Below are 25567 nucleotides of genomic sequence, written 5' to 3' on the forward strand. Positions count from 1 at the left end.
TCGCCGATCAGAACGCGCGCAGGTTCTCCTGAAGACCGCCGTCCGCATACGCGCGACGGAGGATGCCGCGGCGGCGCAGGATGGGCACGAGCTCATCGAGTGTGCGGTGCAGGGTGACCGGATGGAAGTCGCCCCAGAGCAGCACGCCGTCGTTGCCCCACTCGCCGAGCTCTTCGACCAGGTCGGCGAACTCCTCGGCCGTTCCGACGAAGCCGGAGCGGTCCGTGATCCGGCCGGTGCGGGCGAGCGCCGTCAGATGTGCGCGCAGCGGGGCGTCCTCGCCGCGGTCTCCGATCAGGCGCTGGATGCTCCCGCGTGAGACGTGGGCGCCGAAGATCGAGAGGTCCAGCGCCTTGTCGAGGTCGAGCGACGTGAGGTCGGTCTCGAGGTCGCTGGACTGCTTGCGGGCGATCTGCACCAGTGCGGCGTCGTCGGGATGGGCCGAGGCGGCGACGATGCGGTCCGCCTCCTCGCTCGATGTGGTGATCACCGGCTGGATGGCGAAGAGGATCCTGACGTCCTCCGGCTGCCGCCCCTTCGCGATCGCCGCCTCGTGCACCCGGGCACGGTAGTCGCGCACGGACTTCTCGTTCAGCGGAGCCAGCGCGAGCTGCACATCGGAGTTCGCGCCGGCGAACCCGAGTCCGCGCCCGGAGCCACCGGGGGAGACGATCGCCGGATCTCCGTCCGTGAACGGGAGGGCGTTGAGCGGGCCGTCGAACGCGAAGTGCTCGCCCCGGTGCCGGACGGGCTGCAGCTTCGCACCGTCGGCGTAGACGCCGGCCTCGCGGTCGGCGACGAGTGCGCCGTCGTCCCAGCTGTGCCACAGCGCGCGGATTCCGGCGAGCCATTCCTCCGCGCGGTCGTACGCCTCGTCGTGACCGAGCTGCGGCGTGTCCGAGAAGTGTCGTGCGCTGCCGGTGTCGGTGACGACGTTGAGACCCAGCCGATGCCCGCTCAGATGCTGCAGCGTCGCGAACTGGCGCGCCGCGGTGTAGGGGAGGTACGCGGCCGGATTGACCGTCGGCACCACGCCCAGGTGCCTCGTCGCCTGGAAGAGATACGGAGCGAGCAGGAGTGGATCGTGCTTGGGGCCCCCGAAGGCGTGGCGGACCCGTAGATCGATCGTCGACGGCGACCCCAACGACGGCGCGTCCTCGATGATGACCAGGTCGAAGCCCGCCTGCTCGAGGGTGCGGGCAGCGTCCTGGTACACCTCAGGGCGCGTCCAGTCGTAATCCCAGTCGAGAGCCGGATAGCCCCAGCCCTGCGGCCCGAAACCGCGCGCCAGGAACCAGCCGAAGTGCTGGGGGCGGCTCATGCAACCGTCTCCCGCACGGCGTTCAGCACCTGGGAGAGGTCGGCGACGAGATCATCGACGTCTTCGATGCCGATCGACACCCGCAGCGTGCCGGGGTGCACCCCCAGAACCTCGCGCTCTTCGTCCGTGCGCTGCGCGTGACTCGTCGTCGCCGGATGCAGCACCAGAGAGCGGACGTCACCGATGTGCGTCATGTGCGTGAAGACCTGCACGCCCTCGACGAACCGTCGTGCGGCGGGCAACCCGCCACGCAGGGTGAAGGTGAAGATCGACCCCGATCCGCCTTCGAGGTAGCGGGAGCCGATCTCGTGGTCAGGATGCGAGGGGAGTCCGACGTAGTCCACGCTCTCGACCGCGTCGTGCCGTTCCAGCCACTGCGCGATCTGGAGGGCGTTGCGGGACTGCCTCTCGACGCGGAGGCCGAGCGTCTCCACGCCCTGGCCGATCAGGAAGGCGTTGAGCGGCGACGGAGACGCCCCGAAGCGAGGTGCCACCGACTCCCGCGCGTAGGCGATGCGTGCGCGGCCGCCGTGGCGAGCGAAGACACTGGGCGCGTCGCCGCGACCCGGCAGCACGAGGTGCGGCGCATTGTGGCCCGCGTGCTCGGCGTCGAAGCGTCCGTCGTCGACGATCACGCCGCCGAGCACCGACCCGTGTCCGGCCAGGAACTTCGACGCGGAATGGACGACGATCGCCGCGCCGTGCTCGATCGGACGCAGCAGGGCCGGGGTCGCCAGGGTGTTGTCCACGATCAGCGGGATCGCGAACTCGTCGGCGATGTCGCTGATGGCGCGGATATCGAGCACGTCGTTGCGCGCGTTCGCGACGGACTCGGCGAACACCGCGCGGGTGTTCGGGCGGATCGCCGCCCGCCAGGCGTCCGGATCGGCGATGTCGTCGACGAAGGTCGTCTCGATGTCGAGGCGAGCCAGGTTGTCGAGGAAGAGCCCTCGGGTGCCCTCATAGATGTGCGTGGAGGAGACGATGTGGTCGCCGGCGCCCACGACGGTCAGCAGGGCGGTCACGACCGCCGCCTGCCCGCTCGCGACCAGCACCGCGTCCGCGCCGGACTCCAGAGCCGCGAGCTGACGCTCCACGGCTCGAACCGTCGGGTTGCCCGTGCGCGTGTATCCGAAGCCCGCCCCGGTGCTGAAGTGGTCGGCCGCATGGTCGAAGTCGTCGAACTCGAACCCCGCCGTCAGATAGATGGGGGTCGCGCGCGAGGCGGCCGTCTCACGGCTTCTCGCCGCGTGGACCGCACGGGTGGCGAAGCGGGCGGTGTCGACGGTCATGCGGTGCCTCTCGGTCGTTCGGTGCTCAACAGAGTGTCATGACGGGTCGGAGCGCGTCCGAGCGGTGGTAATCTGACGTCATGCGGACCGTGCTCCTTCTTCTTACGCGCCGCGACGAGACCTCGATCTAGAGCCCCTCCTCGTCGCGGAGTCCATCGTGGGCCGTACCGCCAGCCTCAGGAGACACGCAATGACCACCCCCGCAAACGGTGCCGATTCCGCACGCCGCAGGACCCTCGCCGAGAAGGTCTGGGACGACCACCTCGTCGTCAAGGGCGAGAACGGCGAACCCGACCTCATCTACATCGACCTGCACCTCGTGCACGAGGTCACCAGCCCGCAGGCGTTCGACGGCCTCCGCAGCGAAGGGCGGCCGCTCCGCCGCCTCGACCTGACGATCGCGACCGAGGACCACAACACCCCGACGCTGGAGATCCACAAGCCGATCGCCGATCTGACCAGCCGCACACAGATCGAGACGCTGCGCCGCAACGCGGCGGAGTTCGGGGTGCGTCTGCACTCGCTCGGTGATTCGGAACAGGGCATCGTGCATGTCGTCGGACCCCAGCTCGGGCTCACGATGCCCGGAATCACGGTGGTCTGCGGGGATTCCCACACCTCGACGCACGGCGCGTTCGGAGCGATGGCATTCGGCATCGGCACCAGCGAGGTCGAGCACGTCATGGCCACGCAGACACTGCCGCTGAAGCCGTTCAAGACCATGGCGATCAACGTCGAGGGCACTCTGCGTGACGGCGTCACCGCGAAGGACATCATCCTCGCCGTGATCGCGAAGATCGGCACGGGTGGCGGTCAGGGCTACGTGCTCGAGTATCGCGGCAGCGCCATCCGCGCCCTCTCCATGGAGGGGCGCATGACGATCTGTAACATGTCGATCGAGGCCGGAGCCCGGGCCGGCATGGTCGCGCCCGACGAGACCACCTTCGCCTATCTCGAGGGCCGTCCACACGCCCCCAAGGGCCAGGACTGGGAAGAGGCCGTGGCCTACTGGCGCACCCTGCCGACCGACGAGGGCGCGACCTTCGACGCCGAGGTCTTCATCGACGCCGACGAGCTCGAGCCGTTCGTGACCTGGGGGACCAACCCCGGTCAGGGCAGCTCGCTGTCGTCCTCGGTGCCGAATCCCGCCGAGATCGTCGATCCGAACGAGCGGGCCGCCGCCGAGCGTGCGCTGGAGTACATGGACCTCACGCCGGGGACGCCCCTCAAGGAGGTACCGGTCGACGCCGTGTTCATGGGGTCGTGCACCAACAGCCGCATCGAGGACCTGCGCGCCTTCGCATCGATCATCCAGGGCAAGAAGAAGGCCGACGGTGTGCGCGTCATGGTCGTCCCCGGGTCGGCGCGTGTACGCCTGGAGGCCGAGGCAGAGGGCCTCGACAAGGTCATCACGGACTTCGGAGCGGAATGGCGCTTCGCCGGATGCTCGATGTGTCTGGGCATGAACCCCGACCAGCTCGCACCGGGCGAGCGCTGTGCTTCCACATCGAACCGCAACTTCGAAGGACGGCAGGGCAAGGGAGGGCGCACGCACCTCGTGTCGCCGCTCGTCGCCGCCGCGACCGCGATCCGCGGCACGCTGTCCAGCCCGAGCGACCTGACGGAAGGGATCTGACCCATGGAGAAGTTCATCACGCACACGGGCGTCGCCGCACCGCTGAAGCGCTCGAACGTCGACACTGACCAGATCATCCCGGCTGTCTTCTTGAAGCGCGTCACGAAGACGGGTTTCGAAGATGCTCTGTTCCACGGCTGGCGACAGGACCCGGAGTTCGTGCTCAACCAGCCGGAATTCCAGGGCGCGTCCGTCCTCGTCGCCGGTTCGGACTTCGGTACCGGATCCAGCCGTGAGCACGCCGTGTGGGCATTGCGCGACTTCGGATTCAAAGTGGTCCTCAGTCCGCGCTTCGCCGACATCTTCCGCGGGAACTCGGGCAAGCAGGGCCTTCTCGCGGCGACGATCTCGGAAGAGGATCTCGAGCGGATCTGGGCGGAGATCGACCGGAATCCCGGGGCACGGATGACGGTCGACCTCGAGGCGCGCAGCGCGTCGATCGGTGACGTCCAGGCCGAGATCGGGATCGACGATTACACTAGATGGCGGCTCCTCGAAGGGCTCGATGACATCGGGCTCACGCTGCGCAACGAAGACAAGATCGCGCAGTTCGAGGCCCGTCGCGAGTCGTGGCGGCCCCGAACCCTTCCCGTTCAGTAAACGGCGGGGGCGGGGGAGCCCAGGGGCAACCCGCCCCCGAAATCCGTAAATGAAGTGAGGCTCCGAATGACGACACCTGTGCGCGACGCTCTCCCGGACGGAGTCCCTGCACTCACCGGAGACGTCCTCGCCATTCGAGGCGGACGCCCGCTTCGCGGTCGCGTCGACGTCAAGGGGGCGAAGAACCTGGCCACCAAGGCCATGGTCGCCTCGCTCCTCGGCGAGACCGTGAGCACCCTGCGCGATGTGCCGGCGATCAGCGATGTCGCCGTCGTGCGCTCGCTGCTCGAGGTACACGGTGTGCGCGTCAGCGAGGGCGATGAGCCCGGCTCGCTCGTCTTCGACCCGAGTGATGTCGAGTCGGCCCACTTCGAGGAGATCGACGCCCACGCCGGCGCCTCCCGCATTCCGATCCTCTTCTGCGGGCCGCTCCTGCACCGTCTCGGTCAGGCGTTCATCCCCGACCTGGGTGGATGCCGTATCGGCGACCGCCCTATCGACTTCCACCTGGATGCGCTCCGCAAGTTCGGCGCCATCGTCGAGAAGCTCCCCAGTGGCATCCGCCTCTCGACGGGCGGAAGCCGCCTGCACGGTGCGAACATCCACCTCCCGTACCCGAGTGTCGGCGCCACGGAGCAGGTGCTGCTCACCGCGGTCCGCGCCGAGGGCGTGACGGAGCTGCGCAACGCCGCCATCGAGCCCGAGATCATGGACCTGATCGCGGTCCTGCAGAAGATGGGCGCGATCATCTCCTACGAGCCGAACCGCGTCATCGTCATCGAGGGCGTCGAGAAGCTCCGCGGCTACGACCACCGGTCGATCTTCGACCGCAACGAGGCGGCCTCGTGGGCATCCGCGGCTCTGGCCACCGACGGCGAGATCTTCGTCGGCGGTGCCAAGCAGCAGGAGATGCTGACGTTCCTCAACATCTTCCGCAAGGCGGGCGGCTGGTTCGATATCCAGGAAGACGGCATCCTCTTCCGTCGTGACGGTGACATCAAGCCCGTCGTCATCGAGACCGACGTGCACCCCGGCTTCATGACCGACTGGCAGCAGCCCCTCGTGGTCGCACTGACGCAGGCGCACGGCCGTAGCGTCGTGCACGAGACCGTGTATGAGAACCGGATGGGCTTCACGGACGCGCTGGTCAAGATGGGTGCCGACATCGTCGTGCACCCCCGCGGTCTGCAGGACGGGCCCCGCCGCGTTCCCCGCCGCGACCTGGAGCAGGCTGCCGTCATCACGGGGCCGACGCCGCTGCATGGCGCCGACATCGTGGTTCCCGACCTCCGCGGCGGATACAGCCACATCATCGCGGCGTTGACCGCCACCGGCGAGTCGCAGGTGTCGGGTGTGGATATCCTCAGCCGCGGCTACGAGAAGTTCCTCGCCAAGCTCGACGCGCTCGGCGCCGACTTCGACGTCATCCGGTGACCGAGGTGACGTCCCGGTCATCCGAGACGACGCGGCCGAGCATCTTCTGGCCGCTCGCGGCGCTGGTGATCCCGCCCGTCTCGCTGATCGCGAAGATCCGGGTCACCGGCGCCGAGAAGCTCCCGCAGCACGGGTCGTTCATCCTGGCGCCGAACCACTACTCCGAATTCGATCCGCTCATCGTCGCGGTCGCCGTGTGGCGCGCGGGTCGGGCGCCGCGGTTCATGGCCAAGGAGAGCCTGTTCAAGGTTCCCGTCCTCGGGTGGTTCCTGCATCGCACGGGGATGATCCCGGTCGCGCGCACCTCGTCCGCCAGTTCGGCTCGCCAGACGATGAAGCAGTCGGAAGAGCTGGTGGAGCACGGGCGCGGAGTGATCGTGTATCCCGAGGGCACTCTCACGCGTGATCCCGACCTGTGGCCGATGCGCGGCAAGTCCGGCGCGGTGCGTCTGGCCCTCGCCGACGGCATCCCCCTGATCCCGATGGCGCAGTGGGGTACGCAGGCGATCATGGGGCGCTATCAGAAGGGCCTCAGCCTCTGGCCGCTGCGCAAGCCCGTGCGAGTGATCATCGGCGATCCCGTCGATGTCTCCGATCTGCGGGACCGCGCCGGGGAGCCGGCGGCCCTCACCGAGGCATCGAACCGACTGATGAACGCGATCACGGCGCTCCTGGAGGAGCTGCGTGACGAGAAGGCACCCGCGGAGCGATGGAACCCCGCGAGCCACGGCCAGAAGGAGACCGGACGCCTTGACTCCTAAGAGAACCGCTCCGGTAGGCCCCCGGGCCACGGTCATCGGCTCGGGCAGCTGGGGAACCACCTTCGGAAAGATCCTCGCCGACGGCGGCGCCCAGGTGACGATGTGGGCCCGACGACCCGAGCTCGCGCAGGAGATCAACGAGGCCAAGCGCAACTCCCGGTATCTGCCCGGCATCAACCTCCCACGCACGATGTCGGCCACTCACGAGCTCGCGACGTCACTCGAGGGCGTCGAACAGGTCTACCTCTCGGTGCCGAGCCAGTCGCTCCGCGAGAACCTGAAGGCGCTGCGCCCGCTGCTCGCCGACAGCGACGCGAAGATCATCAGTCTGATGAAGGGCGTCGAGCGCGGCACCGGCTTGCGCATGAGCCAGGTGATCCACCAGGAGCTTCGCTGCGACCCCGACCGTATCGCGGTCGCGTCCGGTCCGAACCTCGCGTTGGAGATCGCTCGTGAGCAGCCGACCGCTGCCGTGATCTCCTCGCGGAGCCAGGAGACGGCGGACACCGTCGCGCGCGCCGCGCGGAACAGCTACTTCCGCACGTTCGTGAACACCGACGTGATCGGCACCGAGTTCGGTGGCGTTCTCAAGAATCTGATCGCGGTCGCCATCGGCATCGTCGACGGCGTCGGCTACGGCGAGAACACCAAGGCCTCGATCATCACCCGCGGCCTCGTCGAGATGACGGACTTCGCCGTGGCGAACGGTGCACACCCGGAGACGTTGCAGGGACTCGCCGGCCTCGGAGACCTGATCGCCACCTGCCAGTCGCCGCTGAGCCGCAACAATACGGCCGGGCGTCTGCTCGGCCAGGGATACAGCTTCCAGGACGTCGTGAAGCAGATGCAGCAGACGGCGGAGGGGCTGGCATCGGTCGCGCCGATCCTGCAGCTCGCACGCGAGGCCGAGGTCGACATGCCCATCGTCGAGCAGGTGAAGATGGTGCTCGACGGCAAGATGGATCCGAGAGACATCGCACCCCACCTGACGACGGACGACGACACCCCGCAGGGTGAGAGGACCAATCATGGACAAGCAGACGGTGGTGGTGCTCTTCGGCGGGCGCTCCAGCGAGCATTCGATCAGTTCCGCAACGGCGGGGGGCGTGCTGGGCGCGATTGATCGCGACCGCTACTCGGTGATCCCGGTGGGGATCACCCGCGAGGGGGCGTTCGTCCTGGAGGACGATGATCCCGCGAAGTTCCCGCTGGACGCCGCGCACCTTCCTGAGGTCGTCGACAACGGCACGCGTGTTCTGTGGCCCGAACCGGGCGGCGACCGCACGTTGCGCGTCGTGCAGGTCGACGGCTCCGTCGTCGGCCTCGGTGCCGTCGACGTCGTGCTCCCGATCCTGCACGGTCAGCACGGCGAGGACGGCACCATCCAGGGGTACTTCGACACCCTCGAGGTGCCCTACGCCGGCGGCGGCGTCCTCGACTCCGCGCTGTGCATGGACAAGCACTTCATGAAGATCGCTCTGCAGGCCGCCGGCATCTCGGTGGCGCCCTGGGTGACCGTGCGCCGTGCGGACTGGGAGCGGGACGCGGCGGACGTCCGCGTACGCGCCGCCGCCCTCGGCCTGCCGCTGTTCGTGAAGCCTGCTCGTGCGGGCTCGAGCGTCGGCGTGTCCAAGGTCGAGGTCGCTGACGAACTCGACGCTGCGCTGGCTGTGGCGTTCGCCGAAGACGACAAGGTGCTCATCGAGACCGGAGTGAGCGGCCGTGAGATCGAGGTCGCCGTGCTCGAGACCGCGGAAGGGGTGCGCGCCTCCCTCCCGGGAGAAGTCGTCCTCACCTCGCGGGGATTCTATGACTTCGAGGGCAAGTACCTCGGGGGCGACGGCGTCGACGTCATCTGCCCGGCCGAGTTGACCGAAGCGGAGACGGCGGCGATCCAGGAGGCGGGCCTCCGCGCGTTCGAGGCCGTCGACGGCCGGGGGCTCGCCCGCGTCGACATGTTCCTGACCCCCGAGGGCATCCTCGTGGTCAATGAACTCAACACGATGCCGGGCTTCACCCCGATCTCGATGTTCCCGAAGTGCTGGGTGGCGTCCGGCCTGAGCTACGGCGAACTGATCACCGAGCTCGTCGAGGCGGGTCTGCGGCGCTGACGCCGGCGCGCCTCCTGCGGTCAGCTCGCGGGGAACTCGACGCGGTCGGTGCACTTCGCCGTCGCCGGCGCCAGTCCTGACTGAATGCTCGTGGAGATCGAGTCCACGATGGATTGGAAGTCGATCTGCTCGCCGCGACGGATGTTGACCTCGACCGCGGGGTCGCGCCCGTAGGTGACGAGGCGCTGCCGCTCCTCCTCCTGCTCGAGGACCAGCCAGTCGACGCCGCCGAGCGTGGTGCAGACGAGTGCGGAGGGGGCCGGCGGCTCGACACCGCAGCGCAGCGCGACCGTGGTGGGTTCTCCCCACGCGCCGGTGGCCTGGGCATCCGTCCACACCCGGTCGAACCCGGCGACGCTGTCCGGCAGCAGCACCGAGACCGAGGCACACGCCGGATCGTTCGCATCGTCGGCCGGTTCGAGGTGCACGGTCGTGGAGCATCCGGCGAGGACGGCGGAGAGGATCGCCGCGCCTGCGAGGGCAGCGAGGCGACGGGAACGGAGCATGCTTCCAGGCTACCTTTGACAGCATGCCCTCCCGACCCGAAGCCGATGATCCGCGCCTGGGCGATGTCTCCGAAGGACGCATCCTGCAGGCGATCCTCACCCGCACCGCGCCGGCCGCGCATACCCTCGTCGGGCCGGGGGACGATGCCGCCGTGATCGCGACGCCATCGGGCAGCGTGGTGGCGACGACCGACACGCTCGTGCACGGGCCGGACTTCCGTCTCGCGTGGTCCAGCGGTTACGACCTCGGTTGGAAGGCCGCGGCCGTGAACCTCGCGGACGTCGCGGCGATGGGGGCGCGTCCGACGGCTCTTCTCGTCGCACTGGCTGTTCCCCGGGATCTGCGTCTCTCCTTCGTCGAGCGTCTCGCTGACGGCTTCCGTGACGCGTGTGACGCGCTGGCGCCGGGCTGCGCCGTGGTCGGCGGAGACCTCACGGTGTCGGATGTGCTGACCATCGCGGTGACGGCGCTCGGGGATCTCGAGGGTCGGGCTCCGGTCACCCGCGACGGCGCTCGTCCCGGGGACGTCGTCGCGGTCGCCGGTGAGCTGGGCAACGCTGCACACGGACTCGCCGTGCTGTTCGGACGTTTCCGTGACGGCGATGCGCCCGTGCCGGTCGACGTCGCGAAGCTGGCGGCCGGCGAGTCCGCTGCGCTGGCCGCCCAGCTGCGCCCGTCGCCCCCGATCGGTCTCGGCGCGGTGGCAGCGACGGCCGGTGCGACCGCGATGATGGACATCTCCGACGGGCTCGCTCTCGATGCCCGCCGGATGGCGGCCGCGTCCGGGGTCACCATCGCTCTCGACCGCGCGGCGCTGGGCGCTGATCCGGAGCGTGCGATCGCCGGGGGAGAGGACCACGCGCTGCTCGCCACTTTCCCCGAAGGCGTGCTCCCGCCGGGGTTCCGCGTGATCGGACGGGTCATCCCGAGCGCAGACGAGGATCTGCTGTGCGACGGCCTTCCGGTCGACATCAGCGGATGGGATCCCTATCGGGACTGGGATTCGGTCTCGGGCTGATCGTCCGCTGACGAACCCTCGTCGGCCGCCGGCTCCGCCCACCAGAGCGTCGTGTCACCGTAGGACTTCTCGCGGAACAGCTCCAGACCGGCGGCACCGAAGTCGGGAGGAGTCGCGCGGCGCGCTCGTTCGACGACGACGACCGCGTCCGGAGAGAGCAGTGGGGCGAGGGCGACGAGGTCGGCTGTCATGGCCGCATCGTCGAGATCGTAGGGCGGGTCGGTGAAGACCAGGTCGAAGGGCCCGGCCGCGCGCTGCAGGTAAGTATGGACCGCGCCCTCGTGCACCCGACCGGCCGACCGGCCTGCGGCCTTGGCGACGACGGCGGCGTTGCGGCGGACGATGGCTGCCGCCTGCCGGCCTCGCTCGACGAGATCCGCGCTGACGGCGCCCCTGCTCAGCGCCTCGAGGCCCAGGGCGCCGGAACCGGCATACAGGTCGAGAACGCGCGCGCCGTCGATGGCGCTCAGCGCCTCCAGTGCGCCGAAGAGCGATTCCCGCACCCGGTCGCTGGTCGGTCGCGTGCCGACACCCGGCACTTCCAGGCGTGCGCCTCTGGCGGCGCCTGCGATGATCCTCGTCACCTCTTCACGATACGACAGCCCGGGTGCCGGCGGTGTCGGTCGCGTTCCCTAGACTCGGAGCATGTCGCTCACGCTCGATTCCTCGTTGGAGGATGCGCTCGGTGCGGCGTCTGCCAAGACGCTCGGACGAGCTTTCGGCATGCAGAACGTGGGCGACCTGCTCTCGCACTATCCGCGTCGCTACGCCGATCCGGGCGAACTGACACCGATCCGCGACCTCCCCCTCGGCGAGACTGTGACCATCGTCGCCGAGGTCCTGTCCTCGAGCTTCCGACGGATGCGCAATCGGCCGGGCGCGATGGTCGACGTGGTCATCGGCGATGGAATCGGACGGATGTCCCTCACGTTCTTCGCGAAGAACGTCGGTGCGGCGGAGTGGCGTTCCAAAGACCTCGCGGTCGGCCGCCGCGGAGTCTTCTCCGGCAAGGTGGGGGAGTTCAACGGCGTCACGCAGTTCGCGCATCCCGAGTACGAGCTGTTCGACGATGAGGATTCCGCCCGGCGCAGCGCGGATGCGCGTGCGGCGGTTCCGATCCCGATCTACCCGGCGACCTCGGCGATCCAGACGTGGCAGATCGCCCGCCTCATCGGACGGGTGCTGGACGACCTCGTCGAGGTGCCCGACCCGCTGACGGCCGAGATCAGGGAGCGCGAGGAACTGCTCACGGCCGACGAGGCGCTGGAGCGGATCCATCGCCCACGCACGCGCAACGACATCGATCCGGCCGTTCGCACCCTCCGGATGCATGAGGCGCTCACGCTGCAGACCGCGCTCCTGCAGCAGCGTGACGCGGTGCGCGCGCTCTCCGCCACGTCGCGGCCCGCGGGGCCGGGAGGCCTCCTCGAGCGGTTCGACGCCGCGATGCCGTACACGCTCACGCCCGATCAGGAGACCGTCGGGGCGCAGATCGCCGCAGACCTCGTCGGGTCGTGGCCGATGAACCGGCTCGTCCAGGGCGAGGTCGGTTCCGGCAAGACGCTGGTGGCGCTGCGGGCGATGCTGCAGGTGGCCGAGAGCGGCGGGCAGGCCGCGCTGATCGCACCGACCGAGGTGCTGGCCGGACAGCATCTGCGCTCGATCGCGAAGATGCTCGGTCCCGATCTCGCGCCGCTGCTGATGCCGACGCTGCTCACCGGCCAGCTTCCGGCCGCGGAGCGACGAAAGGCGGCGCTCCGGGTGGCCTCGGGTCAGTCGCTCATCGTCGTCGGCACGCATGCGCTGCTGGGCGAGAAGACGACCTTCGCCGACCTCGGCCTCGTGGTGGTCGACGAGCAGCACCGCTTCGGGGTCGAGCAACGGGAAGCGCTCCGCGCGAAGGGGTCGAGTCCGCACGCGCTGGTGCTCACGGCGACGCCCATCCCGCGAACGGTCGCGATGACCGTGTTCGGCGACCTCGACACATCCGTTATCCGCACGATGCCGGCCGGACGTGCGGGCATCGAGTCGTTCGTCGCGCCGCTGGCAGAGCACCCCGGATGGTTCAACCGCGTCTGGGAGCGCGCCGCAGAGGAGATCGCCCAGGGGCGGCAGGTGTTCGCGGTCTGCGCCGCGATCGACACGACGAAGAAGACCGCAGAAGCGGCTGAGCCCTCCGCGTTGGTCCCCGAGGGCGCGTCCGGTCCCCGGTGGGGCGTGGTGCAGCTCGACGAGGCTCTCGCGACCCATCCCACTCTCGGTGGGATCCGTCGCGCCGTGCTGCATGGTCGGATGCCGTCGGACGAGAAGGATGCCGTCATGCAGGCCTTCGCCCGCGGCGAGATCGATCTGCTGCTGGCCACCACCGTGATCGAGGTCGGCGTGGACGTCCCCAACGCCTCCACGATGATCGTGCTCGACGCCGATCGCTTCGGTGTCTCCCAGCTGCACCAACTGCGCGGACGCGTGGGCCGGGGTGGCGTTCCCGGACTCTGCCTCCTGGTCACCGAGGCGGAGTCCGGCTCCCTCGCTCGGGACCGTGTCGACGCTGTGGCAGCGACGCTCGACGGATTCGCCCTCGCCGAGGTCGATCTCGAGCTGCGGGGTGAGGGCGATGTGCTCGGTGCCGCACAGGCCGGCGTCCGCTCGTCGCTCAAGCTGCTGCGTGTCGTCAAGGATGCAGCCCTCATCACGCGTGCCCGCGAGGTGGCCGAGAAGATCCTCACGGACGACCCGATGCTCCAGCAGCACCCCGGTCTTCGCGAAGCCATCGCTCGGCGCGTGACCGATGAGGATCGAGCGGCGCTCGCGAAGAACTGAGTTCGGTTCCTGCCCTAGGCTGGTGGCATGAGCAGCCGGATCGCCGTCGTCCCGGGTTCCTTCGATCCGCCGACCCTGGGTCATCTCGACGTGATCCGCCGGGCAGCAGCCCTCTATGACGAGCTGCACGTGCTGGTGGTGCACAATCCCGGTAAAGAGGCGATGCTCCCGATCGCACAGCGGCTCTCCCTCCTCGAGCGTTCGATCGCCGAAGACGGCATGCCGGGCAACATCGTGATCGGCTCGTGGAGCATGGGACTGCTCGTGGACTATGCCCGCGATGTCGGCGCCGGGGTCCTCGTGAAGGGCATCCGCTCACAGATCGACGTCGCCTACGAGTCGCCGATGGCGATCGTCAACCGCCACCTCGCCGACATCGAGACCGTGTTCCTCCTGCCGGATCCGTCGCACGCGATGGTCTCGAGCTCGCTGGTACGTCAGGTCGCCTCGCTCGGCGGCGACGTGACACCGTTCGTTCCGCCTGCGGTGGCAGACTTCCTCGACACCGGTGGACGCGGGATCTGAGTCCTCCTCGGGGCGACGGTCAGCCCGGCCGCAGGTGCAGCCGAGTAGCATGGAACCGTGCGCTCTCGAATGAACGGCCCTTTCGTGCTCCCCGTCCGTGACATCGTCCGACGTCCGGGAGAGATGCGGGAACACGAGTTCACCGTGGCTCTCAAAGAGACCTGGGGGGAGGGCATCGTCACCTTCGAAGCGGGCTCGCACATCGATCTCGATGTGCGTCTGGAGTCGGTCCACGAGGGCATTCTGGTCTCCGGAACGGCCGACGCGGAGTACGTCGGCGTGTGCGGCAGATGCCTGATCGACATCGCCCGGCCCGTCGAAGTCGAGTTCCAGGAGCTTTTCGCGTATCCTGGTGAGGAAGAAACTGACTTCGAGGTTCAAGACGACCACGTGGATCTTGAAACTCTCGTCAGGGATGCGGCCGTATTGTCGCTTCCTTTTCAGCCGGTGTGTCAGCCGGATTGCCCGGGTCTCGATCCGAAAACGGGTGAACGACTGGCCGTGAGCACCGGAACGGAGCAGGTGGCTCCCATCGATCCTCGGTGGAGTGCGCTCCAGAACATCACAGACCAAGACGGCACGGAAGAATCTCGTGCCGCCGAGAAAGAAGAGAGCTAGTCATGGCTGGTAACCCCCCGAAGCGCAAGGTTTCCCGTTCGAACACCCGCTCGCGTCGCGCGCAGTGGAAGGCGGCTCCCGTCGCCCTCGTGAAGACCATCGAGAACGGTCAGGTCGTCTACAGCCGTCCTCACCAGGCCAAGGTCGTCACCGATTCCCAGGGCACCGAGCTCTTCCTCGAGTACAAGGGCCGCAAGGTCGCCGACGTCTGAGTCGCGTACCGTGACGGAGGTCCCCGGGGGGACGAGGCCTCTCCCAGATAAGCTCCGCGTCGATATCGACGCGGAGCTTCTGGAGTTGGCCCTCACTCACCGCTCTTACGCGTATGAGCACGGCGGGATCCCGCACAACGAGCGCCTGGAGTTCCTCGGTGATTCGGTCTTGGGTCAGGCCGTGACCGTGATGCTCTTCACCACGCACCCCGACCTCGACGAGGGCGAGCTGGCGAAGCGGCGTGCGAGCGTCGTGTCCACTGTCGCTCTTGCGGAAGTGGCTCGCGGCATCGACCTCGGCAGCCATCTGCTGCTGGGGCGCGGTGAGGAGCAGACCGGTGGTCGCGACAAGGACTCGATCCTGGCGGACACGATGGAAGCCGTGATCGGTGCCACGTACCTGTCGGCGGGTCCTGAGGCCGCCACAGCGCTCGTGCTTCGTCTGACGGAGCCTCTGCTCGCGGATCCGGAGCGCTACGGCGCGGCGATGGACCCGAAGACCAGTCTGCAGGAGCTCGCTGCCCGTGTCGGCGCGACACCGCCGCAGTATTCGGTCGAGGCGAGCGGCCCGGATCACGACCGCCGCTTCACCGCCACGGTATCGGTCGGCGACGTCAGCATGATCGGCCACGGCAGCAGCAAGAAGACCGCAGAGATGGCGGCGGCCCTCAGTGCCTGGCGCACGCTCAGCGAGCGTGCCTGAGCTTCCTGAGGTCGAGGTCGTCCGCGCCGGTCTCGAACCGGCTGCGGTCGGATCGGTCATCACGTCGGTGAGCGTGTTCGACGAGCGTGCGCTCACGCGGCATGTCGCCGGGGCCGCGGATTTCGTCGGCAGGCTCGAAGGCCGAACCTTCACTGCCGCATCCCGCCGGGGCAAGTTCCTCTGGCTCCCTCTCGACGACGAGGATTCCGCCCTGATCGCGCACCTCGGTATGAGTGGTCAGATGCTGCTGCGGACTCCGAATGCCGACGCGGAACGTCATGAACGGATCCGCATCGGCATCGAGCATCCCCTGCACGGCGAGCTCGCGATCGTGTTCGCGGATCAGCGGACGTTCGGCTCGCTCGCCGTCGATGCGCTGCTCGATGACGACGGATCGCGGATCCCCACGCAGGTCGCGCACATCGCGCGCGATCCTCTCGATCCCTCCTTCGATGATCGCGCCTTCCGTGTCGCGCTCGCACGGCGGGGAAGCGCGATCAAGCGTGTTCTCCTCGACCAGGGCGTCGTGAGCGGGATCGGCAACATCTACGCTGATGAGTCTCTCTGGGCTGCGCGCATCCATCCGGAGACACCTGCCGACCACCTGTCCACGCAGGCTGTGCGCCGACTGCTGGTGGAAGTGCGGATCGTGCTCGCGAAGGCCCTGGCGGAGGGCGGAACCAGTTTCGACGCGCAGTACGTCAACGTCAACGGTCAGGCGGGCTACTTCGCCCACTCTCTCAACGCGTACGGCCGGCAGGGCAAGCCGTGCCCGCGCTGCGGAACCGCCATCGTGCGCGAGAGCTTCATGAACAGGGGCTCGCATTTCTGCCCGTCCTGCCAGCGACGCCGCTGACCTGCACGGGAACGGGCAAGCTGGCGGCGTCGCGGCCGGTCATGCGGTCTGGAACGCTCCCCGCAGCAGCGGACGCGTGGCCCACGTGGTCGCCCAGACGATCCCGATCCCGACGGCGACCACCGCCGCGATCGTGAGGAGCGAGAGCGGCGCCGTGATCAGTGCGATGCCGAGCAGGGGGATCACGAGGACGGCCGCGACCAGGGCTGAGCCGATCGCCGTGACCAGCAGCGGGGACATGATCGCGCGTCTCCGGGCACGGTCCACGGTCTCCAGCGGCATGCCCAGGTGGTGGAGGCTGCGGTGCAGCTCGCGCTGGTCGAGCACGTCGGACGCCTGGTTCACGCCGACGGATGCCGCCACCATGAGGAACGACCCGATCAGGGTGATGACGAGACCCGTGCGGATATCGGTGGCCAGGGCGATGTCGGCCTCGGCCGCCTCCGATCCGGTCATCACGTTCATCAGTGCCACGCCCGTTCCGGCGAAGACGGCCATGAAGCTCGCCATCGCGATGCCACCGACCTGCCGCCACGCGGCTTTGGGAGAATCCAGGACCACGCGCGCGGCGAGCAGCCGCTCCGGCTGTTCGGCCCGGCGAAGCTGTCGCGATGCCGACACCTTGAGGACCCACGGGCCCACGACGTTGAGCACCGCGAGCGCGGCACCGAACAGTCCGGCCAGCACGACGATGGTGGTGACCAGCCCGCCGATGGACGGGAAGACCTTGATGAGCACGACCGCGATCGCGATGGTGCCCGCGGCGATCAATGCGCGGATCCAGTGCACGTTGGTTGTCGTCGCACGGGTGCGGACCCCGAGGGGCGAGATCACCACGCGACGGAGCCCGACGACCGCACTCGCCGAAGCGAGGACGAGCACGCCAACGAGCACCACGGCGATCTGGGCCGGAGGCAGCACGACCGCACCGAACCCGAGAGCTTCGCCGCGGAACGGGATCAGTCCGATGAGCGGACTCAGCGCGACGTGCCCGACGACACCGGCGAGTGCTCCGGCCGCGGCGACGAGAACGGATTCGGCGACGGTCGCGACCGTGACACCTCCCGGAGAGACTCCGAGCAACCGCAGGGTCGAGAGGCGCTCGTCCCGGCGACGGGCGGAGAGCCGCGCCGCTGCCCCGCCGAGCGACATCAGCGGGACGACCAGGAGGACGAGCGCGATGGCGGCGAGCGCCTGATAGATGGGGGCCTCAGGGTCCGTCCAGCCCCAGAATGACTGGGCGCCTCCGATCACGGTCAACACCAGTGTGGTCACCACGCCGAACGCCACGACGGGAAGGGCGAGCACGCTGTTCTGCTCTGGCGCGGGGCGCAGCAGCAGAGCGAGGACGTGCCGGTTCACGCGGCCACCGCCGAAGAGACGATTCGTCCGTCGCGGACGGCGACCGTGCGGGTGCAGCGACTGGCCACCTCGGGGTCATGGGTGACCACGACGAGGGTCCGGCCCTGGGCGGTGGTCGACCACAGCAGGGCATCCATGACCTCGGACGACGTGTGCGAGTCGAGAGCACCGGTCGGCTCGTCGGCGAAGACGAGCTCCGCGCCCGTGGCCTGCGCGCGGGCGATGGCGACGCGCTGCGCCTGACCGCCGGAGAGCTCGCCGATCCGGCGATCCTCCATACCCGCGAGACCGAGGGCGGCGAGCCACGACGCCGAATGCTGGATGGCATCCTGACGTCGGATGCCGTTGATCATCGACGCCAGCGCGACGTTCTCCACTGCCGTCAGCTCCGGGATGAGCAGCCCCTGCTGGAAGACGAAGCCGAACCTCTCGCGGCGCAGTCGCGACCGCGCGGATTCACCGAGCGCGGTGACCTCGATGGGAGCGCCTTCAGTCGGCCGGAAGACAACGCTGCCCGCATCCGGCGTGGTGATTCCGGCCAGTACATGCAGCAGGGTCGTCTTGCCGGAACCTGAGGCGCCCATGATCGCGACGGACTCACCGCGATGGATCGCGAGATCGACTCCGGCGAGGGCGCGTGTCATCCCGAAGGTCTTGGTCAGGGCATGGGCTTCGATCACGGGGATGTTCATGTTTCCACTCTCGTCAGCAGAACACCCGATGTCGTCGATCCGGCGGATGACGGAGCGGGCCCGACCTCATCCCGGAGAATGAGATCGGGCCCGCACGTGCCTCAGAGCTTCTTCTGCCACCCGCCGGCATACGATACCGGCCGGAAGCCGATCTTCTCGTTGATGCTGAGCATCGGGCGGTTCTCCTCCGCGTTGAACGTGGAGACGACGGGCGACTCGGGCATCAGTGCCTGCCACCGCAGCAGGTTCGCGCACTTCACGATCGTCCCGAGCCGATGACCGCGGTGGTCCTTCGACACCAGGGTTCCGTACTGATGGGTGACGCCCGTGTGATCGGTCCCGATCAGCAGCTCGTTGTAGGCGACGATGTCGCCGGTGGGGACGTGCTGCACGGCGGCGACCGAGACGACACGTCCGGAGTCGGCGATTCGCCCATCCCGCCGTGCGACACGATCGGCGTCCCACACCTCGGCGACGAAGTCCATCTCCCCGCTCGGGGCGTCTGTCGACAGGCGTGCGAGGATGCCGGCGTATGCCGCGCGCAGTTCCGGCGGCGTCGGCAGCATCCACTCCACGATCCGGTACTCCGAACCGGCATGAGCGTTCGCCTCCGCCAGCGCCGTGCGCAGGAGCGCCGGGTCGGAGCGCAGATCGAACTCGCTGTTCCGCTCGACCTGCTCGAGCGTGTATCCGGCGGATTCGGCCAGATCGCTCAGGGGCGTGGCCGGCACGCGGCCCCACCCGGTCCTCGGCACGAGCATGCGCTCGGTCTCTTCCGGCCGGTGCAGGCTCCACAGCTGAAGAACGGTGCGACCGCGCGATCTGGCCTCCTCCTCGGCGCGCGCGAGCAGCGCGTTCTCGATGCCATGACCCCAGTGCGCCTCCGGCACGAGCATGTCGATCTCGCCGGCGTTCGCTTCCTCCTCCTGCGCGAAGGAGATCGTCGCCATGCCGACGATCTCACCGTCGACACGGGCGACGAAGCCGCGGTCCAGCGAGTCGGTGTCGTCCTGCCAGCCGGGCAGAACCTGCGCCGCCTCCAGGGCGAGGCCCGGAAGTCCGACCTGCTCGTCGCAGATCTGGCGGTTGAGTTCGCCGTACGCCCGGAACTCCGCCGCCGTGTCGTCATCGATCGAGGTCGGGATGATCAACGGCGTGATTGTCGGTTCAGGGATGGTCATGTCAGGTCCTTACTGGTGTGGGTTCAAGAGGGATGTGGGACTCGGCGTCCCTCGGGCGACGGAATCAGCGGATACCGCGCTGCAGGGCGAAGGCCGTGAGGACGCCCAGCTCATGTTCGGCGCGGCGACGTTGCTCGGAGATCAGCAGCTCCGCCGACTCGATGTGGACGGCGCGGCGTTGCCGACGCGGGCGCTGAGACCGTTGGAGCAGCCAGAGGCCGATCCGGAGAGAGAGGCGATCCGTGAGCGCCAAACGGCGGAGCTCATCGTCGCGGGGGATCTGGAAGACCTCGCGGTCCTCGGTATCGGGCGGGTGGGTGATGTTGCGGCGCAACGTGGTATTCACGAGAGAGTCCTTCGAAAGGGAAGTGGGCGTGCGTGTGCAGGAGACGTCGCACCTCGATGGCGAGCATGGCCGCCAGAGGCGCGGACGACGGCGGCTCCTCGGACCACGGAGCGTGGGAGCCGAAGGCGGCGAGATCCATGTTCCGGTTGCGGAACAGAGGGTGGGGCGCGGATGCACCGACCGGAGAGAGGAGGCCCACTACGGGCCGTGATTCTCGGGGTGCGCTGCTACGAGAGCGCGCTGATGCGGACGCCGGCGGTCACCGAGAACGCAGGGCGCAGCGCAGAGTGCGCGGGCGCGGGCGCGGCATGGCCAGTGGCCTGTGCGTTGAGCTGAATCATCATCATCGGTAACCTCCTTTCGTGTGGCGATCCGGAGGAAACGGTAGCGAACACGAGCGGGCAGCGTCAAGCGTTTCCGTATCTTACGGCGTGTCGTCGAGCGGTATCGGTTCGACGAACGCCCGCGCGGGATGACGGCTGAAGCCCGTGATTCCGGTAGCGTAGCGGCGTGATTCTCCCCGGACGAGCGGTGCCCGCATGCATCTGAAGAGCCTGACGCTCAAAGGGTTCAAGTCGTTCGCGCAGCCGACGAGCTTCGTCTTCGAGCCCGGCGTGACCTGCATCGTCGGCCCCAACGGGTCGGGCAAGTCGAACGTCGTCGACGCCCTTGCCTGGGTGATGGGGGAGCAGGGCGCGAAGACGCTCCGCGGCGGGAAGATGGAGGACGTCATCTTCGCGGGCACCTCGACGCGGGGCCCGCTCGGGCGCGCTGAGGTGCAGCTCACGATCGACAACGCCGACGGTGCCCTCCCGATCGAGTTCGCCGAGGTCACGATCAGCCGCACGCTGTTCCGCAACGGGTCGAGCGAGTACGCGATCAACGGCGAAGGATGCCGGCTCCTCGATGTGCAGGAGCTTCTCAGCGACTCCGGACTGGGCCGCGAAATGCACGTGATCGTCGGGCAGGGGCGCCTCGACACGGTACTGCAGGCTTCTCCCGAGGACCGGCGGGGCTTCATCGAAGAGGCGGCGGGAATCCTCAAGCATCGCCGCCGCAAGGAGAAGACCCTCCGCAAGCTCGATGCGATGGAGGCGAACCTCACCCGTCTCAGCGACCTGGCGGGGGAGATTCGCCGTCAGCTCAAGCCGCTCGGGCGCCAGGCGGAGATCGCGCGCGAGGCGCAGACGATCGCTGCCGTCGTGCGTGATGCGAAGGCCCGGATCTTCGCGGACGACGTCGTCGCGTTGCGTACGGCTCTCGCCGACCACACCCGTACCGAGCACGAACGCCACACCGAGCGGCTGGTCCTGTCGGACCAGGCCGAAACGGTGCGAGCGAGTATCGCCCGGCTCGAACAGGATCAGAACTCGGTCGCCGTCGATCAGGCCCGGAGCGTGGCCTTCGGTCTGGAGCAGGTGCAGGAGCGGATGCGCGGTCTCTACACGCTCGCGAACCAACGCCTGGCGCTGCTCGGATCCGAAGACGACGACGCTGCCGTCACCGCTGTCACCGTGACCCAGGCCACTATCGATGAGGCGAAGGACGAGATCGACGTGATCTCGGCCGGTCTCGGCGACGCGCAGGATGCGGCGGCGTCGGCGAGCCGTGACGTCGTGCACGCCAGGGCTGAGCTCGACACGCTCGATGTGGACATCGCCGAGCAGAGTGCGCTGGTGTCGGAATACGACATGCGCCTCTCGGCGCTGCGCGGTACCGCTGACGCTGCGGCCTCGGCTCTCGCCGCCGTGCGAGGCGCGGTGCTTCGTCAGGAGAACGCGCTCGAGGCGGCGAACACGCGCAGGCGGGAGGCTGCCGAGGCGCTCGAGGCGATCGACGATGCCGAAGCGCCCGAGGGCACCGCCGTCGAACATGCGGCCGCATACGAGAGCGCGCAGCGGGCGGCGACAGCCGCGGAGGCGGAGCGGGAGACTCTGCGTGAGCGACTGCATGCGGCCGAGCGTGAGGTCGACTCCCTGACCGCGAAGGCCGCGGCCCTGAGTAGTGCTCTGGCCCTGTCGGGCGGCGCCGCCGAGATCGTCAAAGCCGGCGGAAAGGGCATTCGCGGACTCGTCGGAGACGCCGTGCAGGTCCGTGCCGGCTTCGAAGCGGCGATCGCCGCGGTCCTCGGTCCGCTCACAGAAGGCGTTCTCATCGACACTGCGGCCGACGCTTTCGCCCAGGCGGCAGAAGCTGCCGAGAACCGCAGGGGAGTCGTCGACTTCGTCGTCGCCGACGCGCTTCGTCCAGAGCCCGTCGCCGCCCCGATCGAGGGCGTCACACCCGCGGTCGAGACTGTGACGGCACCCGACGGTGTGCTGGGCATCCTGTCGCACGTTCTGATCGCAGACGATCTGGGCGCCGCCCGTGTCGCGCGCACGGCGCTCGACGGAGCCGGGGACACTTCGACGACGATCGTGACCGTCGGGGGCGACGTGATCACCGCCCAGACGCTACGCACCGGGTCCGGTGGCGAACGATCGCGACTGGAGCTCGCGGCGGAGCGGGATGCCGCCGCCGAGCGACTGGCGGAGATTCAGATCGTGGTGGACTCGCTCCGCGAGGCGCGGGAGGACGCGAACGAAGCAGTCGAGACGACCAGACGCCAGGCGAAGGACGCACTCCGTGCACTGCGCGAGCATGATGCAGCCCTCGCCACCCACGCCGAGCAGGTGAACCGGGTCACCGTCCGCCACGAATCCGCGGTGGCCGAATGCGAGCGACTAGAAACCGGCCTGGCCCAAGCGCAGGCCGCCGTGTCCGATGCGGAGGCGAAAGCGGAAGCCGCCAAAACTGCGCTGGACGAGGCGATCGCGGCTCCGCGTCCGGTCCTCGACGCCTCTGCGCGAGACGGGCTGCTCGAGACGCTCGAGCTGGCCCGTGAGGGCGAGGTGCGAGCGCGGCTGGAGATCGAGACGCTGCGGGAACGCGTGCGCGCGGCCCAGGCGCGGGTCACGAGTCTCGAGCGGCAGCGCGAGCAGGAGCGCGATGCCGCGGCCGAAGCGGCGCGGCGTGCGGTGATCCGTCGTGCCCAGCGCGAAGCGGCTTCGGGCGTCGCGGAGGAGCTGCCGCGGATCCTCGACTCCCTCGACCGCTCGGTCACCGAGGCGCGCCTGGCCCTGGCCGAGGCGGAGGCCGCGCGTTCGGCGCAGAACGAGGAGCTCGTCGGGCTCCGCGCCCAGGAGACGTCGCTGCGAGAGCGCCTTGCGGGTCTGACCGAGAGCGTGCACGGTCTCGAGCTGCAGATCCACGAGAAGAAACTCCATCTCAACAGCCTGCTCGAGCGGGTCTCCTCTGAGCTGGCCCTCGACGAAGATATTCTCGTCGCGGAATATGGCCCTGATCAGCTCGTACCGCGCGACCCGGGAGTCGAGCACCCCGCAGACGAGCTGCTCGATGACACGGCGATCCCCTTCGACCGCCGCATCCAGCAACGCCGTCTGGCCGATGCCGAGCGGAAGCTTGCGCAGCTCGGACGCGTCAATCCGCTGGCGCTCGAGGAGTTCGCCGCGCTGGAGCAGCGCCATGCCTTCCTCACCGAGCAGCTGGCCGATCTCACGCAGACGCGTCAGGACCTCCTGACGATCATCGCCGACCTCGACGAGCGCATGCAGACCATCTTCGCGAGCGCCTTCGAGGACACGAAGGAGGCGTTCGGTCAGGTCTTCCCGCTGCTGTTTCCCGGTGGCACGGGGAGCATCTCCCTCACCGACCCGGAGAACATGCTGACCACCGGCATCGAGGTGTCGGTGCGTCCGGTCGGGAAGAAGATCGAGCGACTCTCGCTGCTCTCCGGCGGTGAGCGTTCGCTGGCCGCGGTCGCCCTGCTCGTGGCGATCTTCAAGGCGCGGCCGAGCCCGTTCTACATTCTCGACGAGGTCGAGGCGGCGCTCGATGATGCGAACCTGGGGCGCCTGCTCACGGTGTTCGAGCAGCTGCGAGAGAGCTCCCAGCTGTTGATCATCACGCACCAGAAGCGCACGATGGAGATCGCCGACGCCCTTTACGGAGTCTCGATGCGCCAGGACGGTGTGTCCGCGGTCGTCGGTCAGCGCGTGGGAGACCGGGCCGCAGCCGCGGTCTGACCTGCTCTGCTCGGGAAGGCGTGGTCCGGCCCGCGCTACCCGTAGGCTGGAGGGATGGCGGAGAAGTCCTGGTCTCTCGGTCGCGCACTGCGCGGCATGTTCGTCAAGCCCACCATCGACGAGACGACGTGGGAGGACCTCGAGACGGCGCTGATCACGGCCGACTTCGGGCCTGACATCAGCGAACGCGTCGTCGAGGAGCTGCGTGCCAAGGTCGACAAGTACCGCACGACCGATCCTCGGGACCTCCAGCGCATGCTGCGCGAGACCCTCGAAGAGCACTTCGCGAAGTTCGACACGACACTCAAGCTCACCGAGCGTCCGGCGGTCGTGCTGGTCGTCGGCGTCAACGGCGTCGGCAAGACGACGACCATCGGCAAGTTCACCAAGTTCCTCCGCGGCTATCAGCGCAGTGTCGTCGTCGGTGCAGCCGACACGTTCCGTGCTGCGGCCGTCGAGCAGCTCGCCACGTGGGCGCAGCGCGGGGGAGCGGCGATCGTCCGTCCGCAGCAGGAGGGCCAGGACCCCGCTTCCGTTGCCTTCCAGACGGTCGAGTACGCCAAGCGGGAAGGGATCGAGATCGCGATCATCGACACCGCCGGCCGCCTGCACACCAAGGGCGGGCTCATGGACGAGCTCTCCAAAGTGAGACGCGTCATCGAGAAACAGGCTCCCATCAGCGAGGTGCTGCTGGTCCTCGACGCCACGACGGGCCAGAACGGCGTGATGCAGGCCGAGGCGTTCCTGGAGCACGCGGGCGTCACGGGCCTCGTCCTGACCAAGCTCGACGGATCCGCGAAGGGCGGGTTCGTGCTTGCGGTGCAGGAGCGCACGGGTATCCCCGTGAAGCTGCTCGGACAGGGCGAGGGGATCGACGATCTCACCGGATTCACCCCCCATGTGTTCGTCCAGTCATTGGTCGGTTGATGACGGGACTACCGCAGTGAGCACGAGGCTGGTTTCATAGCGTTATGGCGATCGAACACGACTACTTCGGACTCCTGTCCTCGGGCCCCGACGGCTCGATCTTCTGGTCGGAGACCGTCGAACTTGGAGACCAGAGCGTCACCGTCGATCTGACCGCTCCGGACCAGGACGATGTGTCCGCGGACGCGCTGGACATCGCCGCGGGTCTCATCGCCGGACTCGAGAACGTCGACGACACCGCGCGGCGCGGGATGCTCTCCGAGGTGGATGACCGTACCAGCGAGGTGACCGAGTACATCCTCCAGCAGCAGGAGGCGTACGGCGACGATCTCCCGGAGGTCCTCGTGGACGTGTCAGGGGACGCGGCCGTGGACATCATCCGCTCGCTGCGCCTCATGAGCATGACCATCCTCGCCGACGAGCACGGAGGCTCGGAGCCCTTCGCCGTCCTCGAGTACGCCCTGGATGACAGCTCATCCGACGACGTCCTGCTCGTGAATCTCGGCTCGGACGGCACAGTGCAGTCGGTGATGAGCGCCGACTGAACCACCGCCCGGGCA

At 68.5% G+C, this 25567-nt stretch carries 24 protein-coding genes; 16 read left to right on the forward strand and 8 right to left on the reverse strand.

Going from position 1 to position 25567, the window contains the following annotated elements; genetic code table 11:
- Positions 1 to 7: 7 nt before the first annotated feature.
- Complete coding sequence (locus OC372_RS02645) at positions 8 to 1321, reverse strand: LLM class flavin-dependent oxidoreductase (protein WP_262000852.1); 1314 nt, start codon at positions 1319 to 1321, stop codon at positions 8 to 10.
- Positions 1318 to 2613: an O-acetylhomoserine aminocarboxypropyltransferase/cysteine synthase family protein gene (locus OC372_RS02650; RefSeq protein ID WP_029263548.1), complete on the reverse strand. Its 1296-nt coding sequence runs from the start codon at positions 2611 to 2613 to the stop codon at positions 1318 to 1320. Before OC372_RS02650 ends, OC372_RS02645 begins: the two co-directional genes overlap by 4 nt.
- A gap of 190 nt (positions 2614 to 2803) precedes the next feature.
- Here OC372_RS02650 and leuC point away from each other — a divergent pair, with 190 nt between their 5' ends.
- The 6 genes from leuC to OC372_RS02680 all read left to right on the forward strand — a co-directional run bounded on the left by leuC (position 2804) and on the right by OC372_RS02680 (position 9155).
- Positions 2804 to 4249: a 3-isopropylmalate dehydratase large subunit gene (gene leuC / locus OC372_RS02655; protein ID WP_262000853.1), complete on the forward strand. Its 1446-nt coding sequence runs from the start codon at positions 2804 to 2806 to the stop codon at positions 4247 to 4249.
- A gap of 3 nt (positions 4250 to 4252) precedes the next feature.
- Entirely contained in the window at positions 4253 to 4849 is a 597-nt protein-coding gene (gene leuD / locus OC372_RS02660) for a 3-isopropylmalate dehydratase small subunit (protein ID WP_105709836.1), read from the forward strand.
- Positions 4850 to 4915: 66 nt separating this feature from the next.
- On the forward strand, positions 4916 to 6283 hold the full coding sequence (gene murA / locus OC372_RS02665) for a UDP-N-acetylglucosamine 1-carboxyvinyltransferase (protein ID WP_029263545.1): 1368 nt from the start codon (positions 4916 to 4918) through the stop codon (positions 6281 to 6283).
- On the forward strand, positions 6280 to 7044 hold the full coding sequence (locus tag OC372_RS02670; protein ID WP_029263544.1) for a lysophospholipid acyltransferase family protein: 765 nt from the start codon (positions 6280 to 6282) through the stop codon (positions 7042 to 7044). The genes murA and OC372_RS02670 overlap by 4 nt, the downstream gene beginning before the upstream one ends.
- Complete coding sequence (locus OC372_RS02675) at positions 7034 to 8167, forward strand: NAD(P)H-dependent glycerol-3-phosphate dehydrogenase (protein ID WP_029263543.1); 1134 nt, start codon at positions 7034 to 7036, stop codon at positions 8165 to 8167. The genes OC372_RS02670 and OC372_RS02675 overlap by 11 nt, the downstream gene beginning before the upstream one ends.
- Positions 8073 to 9155: a D-alanine--D-alanine ligase family protein gene (locus tag OC372_RS02680; RefSeq protein ID WP_262000854.1), complete on the forward strand. Its 1083-nt coding sequence runs from the start codon at positions 8073 to 8075 to the stop codon at positions 9153 to 9155. The genes OC372_RS02675 and OC372_RS02680 overlap by 95 nt, the downstream gene beginning before the upstream one ends.
- A 20-nt stretch (positions 9156 to 9175) precedes the next feature.
- Here the strand turns inward: OC372_RS02680 and OC372_RS02685 are convergent, their stop codons facing one another.
- Positions 9176 to 9661, reverse strand: a complete 486-nt coding sequence (locus OC372_RS02685) for a DUF3515 domain-containing protein (RefSeq protein ID WP_262000855.1) — start codon at positions 9659 to 9661, stop codon at positions 9176 to 9178.
- Positions 9662 to 9684: 23 nt separating this feature from the next.
- On the opposite strand from OC372_RS02685, the gene thiL reads away from it, so the two are divergent.
- Positions 9685 to 10680 (forward strand): thiamine-phosphate kinase, encoded by a 996-nt coding sequence (gene thiL / locus OC372_RS02690; RefSeq protein WP_262000856.1) that lies wholly within the window; start codon positions 9685 to 9687, stop codon positions 10678 to 10680.
- Here thiL and rsmD read toward each other — a convergent pair.
- Complete coding sequence (gene rsmD / locus OC372_RS02695; protein ID WP_262000857.1) at positions 10650 to 11264, reverse strand: 16S rRNA (guanine(966)-N(2))-methyltransferase RsmD; 615 nt, start codon at positions 11262 to 11264, stop codon at positions 10650 to 10652. The two genes, thiL and rsmD, sit on opposite strands and share 31 nt — an antisense overlap.
- A gap of 61 nt (positions 11265 to 11325) precedes the next feature.
- On the opposite strand from rsmD, the gene OC372_RS02700 reads away from it, so the two are divergent.
- From OC372_RS02700 to mutM, 6 genes are all read left to right on the forward strand, one after another.
- The gene (locus tag OC372_RS02700; RefSeq protein ID WP_262000858.1) at positions 11326 to 13500 is read left to right on the forward strand and encodes an ATP-dependent DNA helicase RecG; all 2175 of its coding nucleotides are present in this window, start codon (positions 11326 to 11328) and stop codon (positions 13498 to 13500) included.
- Between the two features lie 27 nt (positions 13501 to 13527).
- Positions 13528 to 14025, forward strand: a complete 498-nt coding sequence (gene coaD / locus OC372_RS02705; protein WP_029263537.1) for a pantetheine-phosphate adenylyltransferase — start codon at positions 13528 to 13530, stop codon at positions 14023 to 14025.
- 69 nt (positions 14026 to 14094) lie between these two features.
- Positions 14095 to 14643, forward strand: a complete 549-nt coding sequence (locus tag OC372_RS02710; protein ID WP_262001225.1) for a YceD family protein — start codon at positions 14095 to 14097, stop codon at positions 14641 to 14643.
- A gap of 2 nt (positions 14644 to 14645) precedes the next feature.
- Positions 14646 to 14855, forward strand: coding sequence for a 50S ribosomal protein L32 (gene rpmF, locus OC372_RS02715; RefSeq protein WP_017830754.1), 210 nt, complete (start codon positions 14646 to 14648; stop codon positions 14853 to 14855).
- A 10-nt stretch (positions 14856 to 14865) separates the two neighbouring features.
- Positions 14866 to 15558 carry a ribonuclease III gene (gene rnc, locus OC372_RS02720; RefSeq protein WP_262000859.1) on the forward strand — a complete coding sequence of 231 codons (693 nt, stop codon included), beginning with the start codon at positions 14866 to 14868 and terminating at the stop codon, positions 15556 to 15558.
- A complete protein-coding gene (gene mutM / locus OC372_RS02725) occupies positions 15551 to 16414 on the forward strand; it encodes a bifunctional DNA-formamidopyrimidine glycosylase/DNA-(apurinic or apyrimidinic site) lyase (RefSeq protein ID WP_262000860.1) in 864 nt (287 codons plus the stop codon). The genes rnc and mutM overlap by 8 nt, the downstream gene beginning before the upstream one ends.
- A gap of 39 nt (positions 16415 to 16453) precedes the next feature.
- On the opposite strand, the gene OC372_RS02730 is transcribed toward mutM, so the two are convergent.
- The 4 genes from OC372_RS02730 to OC372_RS02745 all read right to left on the reverse strand — a co-directional run bounded on the left by OC372_RS02730 (position 16454) and on the right by OC372_RS02745 (position 19995).
- Positions 16454 to 17776, reverse strand: a complete 1323-nt coding sequence (locus tag OC372_RS02730) for an FtsX-like permease family protein (protein WP_262000861.1) — start codon at positions 17774 to 17776, stop codon at positions 16454 to 16456.
- Entirely contained in the window at positions 17773 to 18468 is a 696-nt protein-coding gene (locus OC372_RS02735; RefSeq protein WP_262000862.1) for an ABC transporter ATP-binding protein, read from the reverse strand. Before OC372_RS02735 ends, OC372_RS02730 begins: the two co-directional genes overlap by 4 nt.
- Before the next feature lie 101 nt (positions 18469 to 18569).
- On the reverse strand, positions 18570 to 19649 hold the full coding sequence (locus OC372_RS02740; RefSeq protein WP_262000863.1) for a GNAT family N-acetyltransferase: 1080 nt from the start codon (positions 19647 to 19649) through the stop codon (positions 18570 to 18572).
- Positions 19650 to 19713: 64 nt separating this feature from the next.
- The gene (locus OC372_RS02745) at positions 19714 to 19995 is read right to left on the reverse strand and encodes a hypothetical protein (protein ID WP_029263529.1); all 282 of its coding nucleotides are present in this window, start codon (positions 19993 to 19995) and stop codon (positions 19714 to 19716) included.
- A gap of 539 nt (positions 19996 to 20534) precedes the next feature.
- On the opposite strand from OC372_RS02745, the gene smc reads away from it, so the two are divergent.
- From smc to OC372_RS02760, 3 genes are read left to right on the forward strand one after another with little or no spacing between them, the layout of a single operon-like run.
- A complete protein-coding gene (gene smc / locus OC372_RS02750; protein ID WP_262000864.1) occupies positions 20535 to 24080 on the forward strand; it encodes a chromosome segregation protein SMC in 3546 nt (1181 codons plus the stop codon).
- Positions 24081 to 24134: 54 nt separating this feature from the next.
- The gene (gene ftsY / locus OC372_RS02755; protein ID WP_262000865.1) at positions 24135 to 25007 is read left to right on the forward strand and encodes a signal recognition particle-docking protein FtsY; all 873 of its coding nucleotides are present in this window, start codon (positions 24135 to 24137) and stop codon (positions 25005 to 25007) included.
- A gap of 44 nt (positions 25008 to 25051) precedes the next feature.
- Positions 25052 to 25552, forward strand: coding sequence for a DUF2004 domain-containing protein (locus OC372_RS02760; protein WP_262000866.1), 501 nt, complete (start codon positions 25052 to 25054; stop codon positions 25550 to 25552).
- Positions 25553 to 25567: the final 15 nt, after the last annotated feature.

The sequence above is a fragment of the Microbacterium sp. Mcb102 genome (assembly GCF_024519805.1).
In the GTDB taxonomy this organism is placed as follows: Bacteria; Actinomycetota; Actinomycetes; order Actinomycetales; family Microbacteriaceae; genus Microbacterium.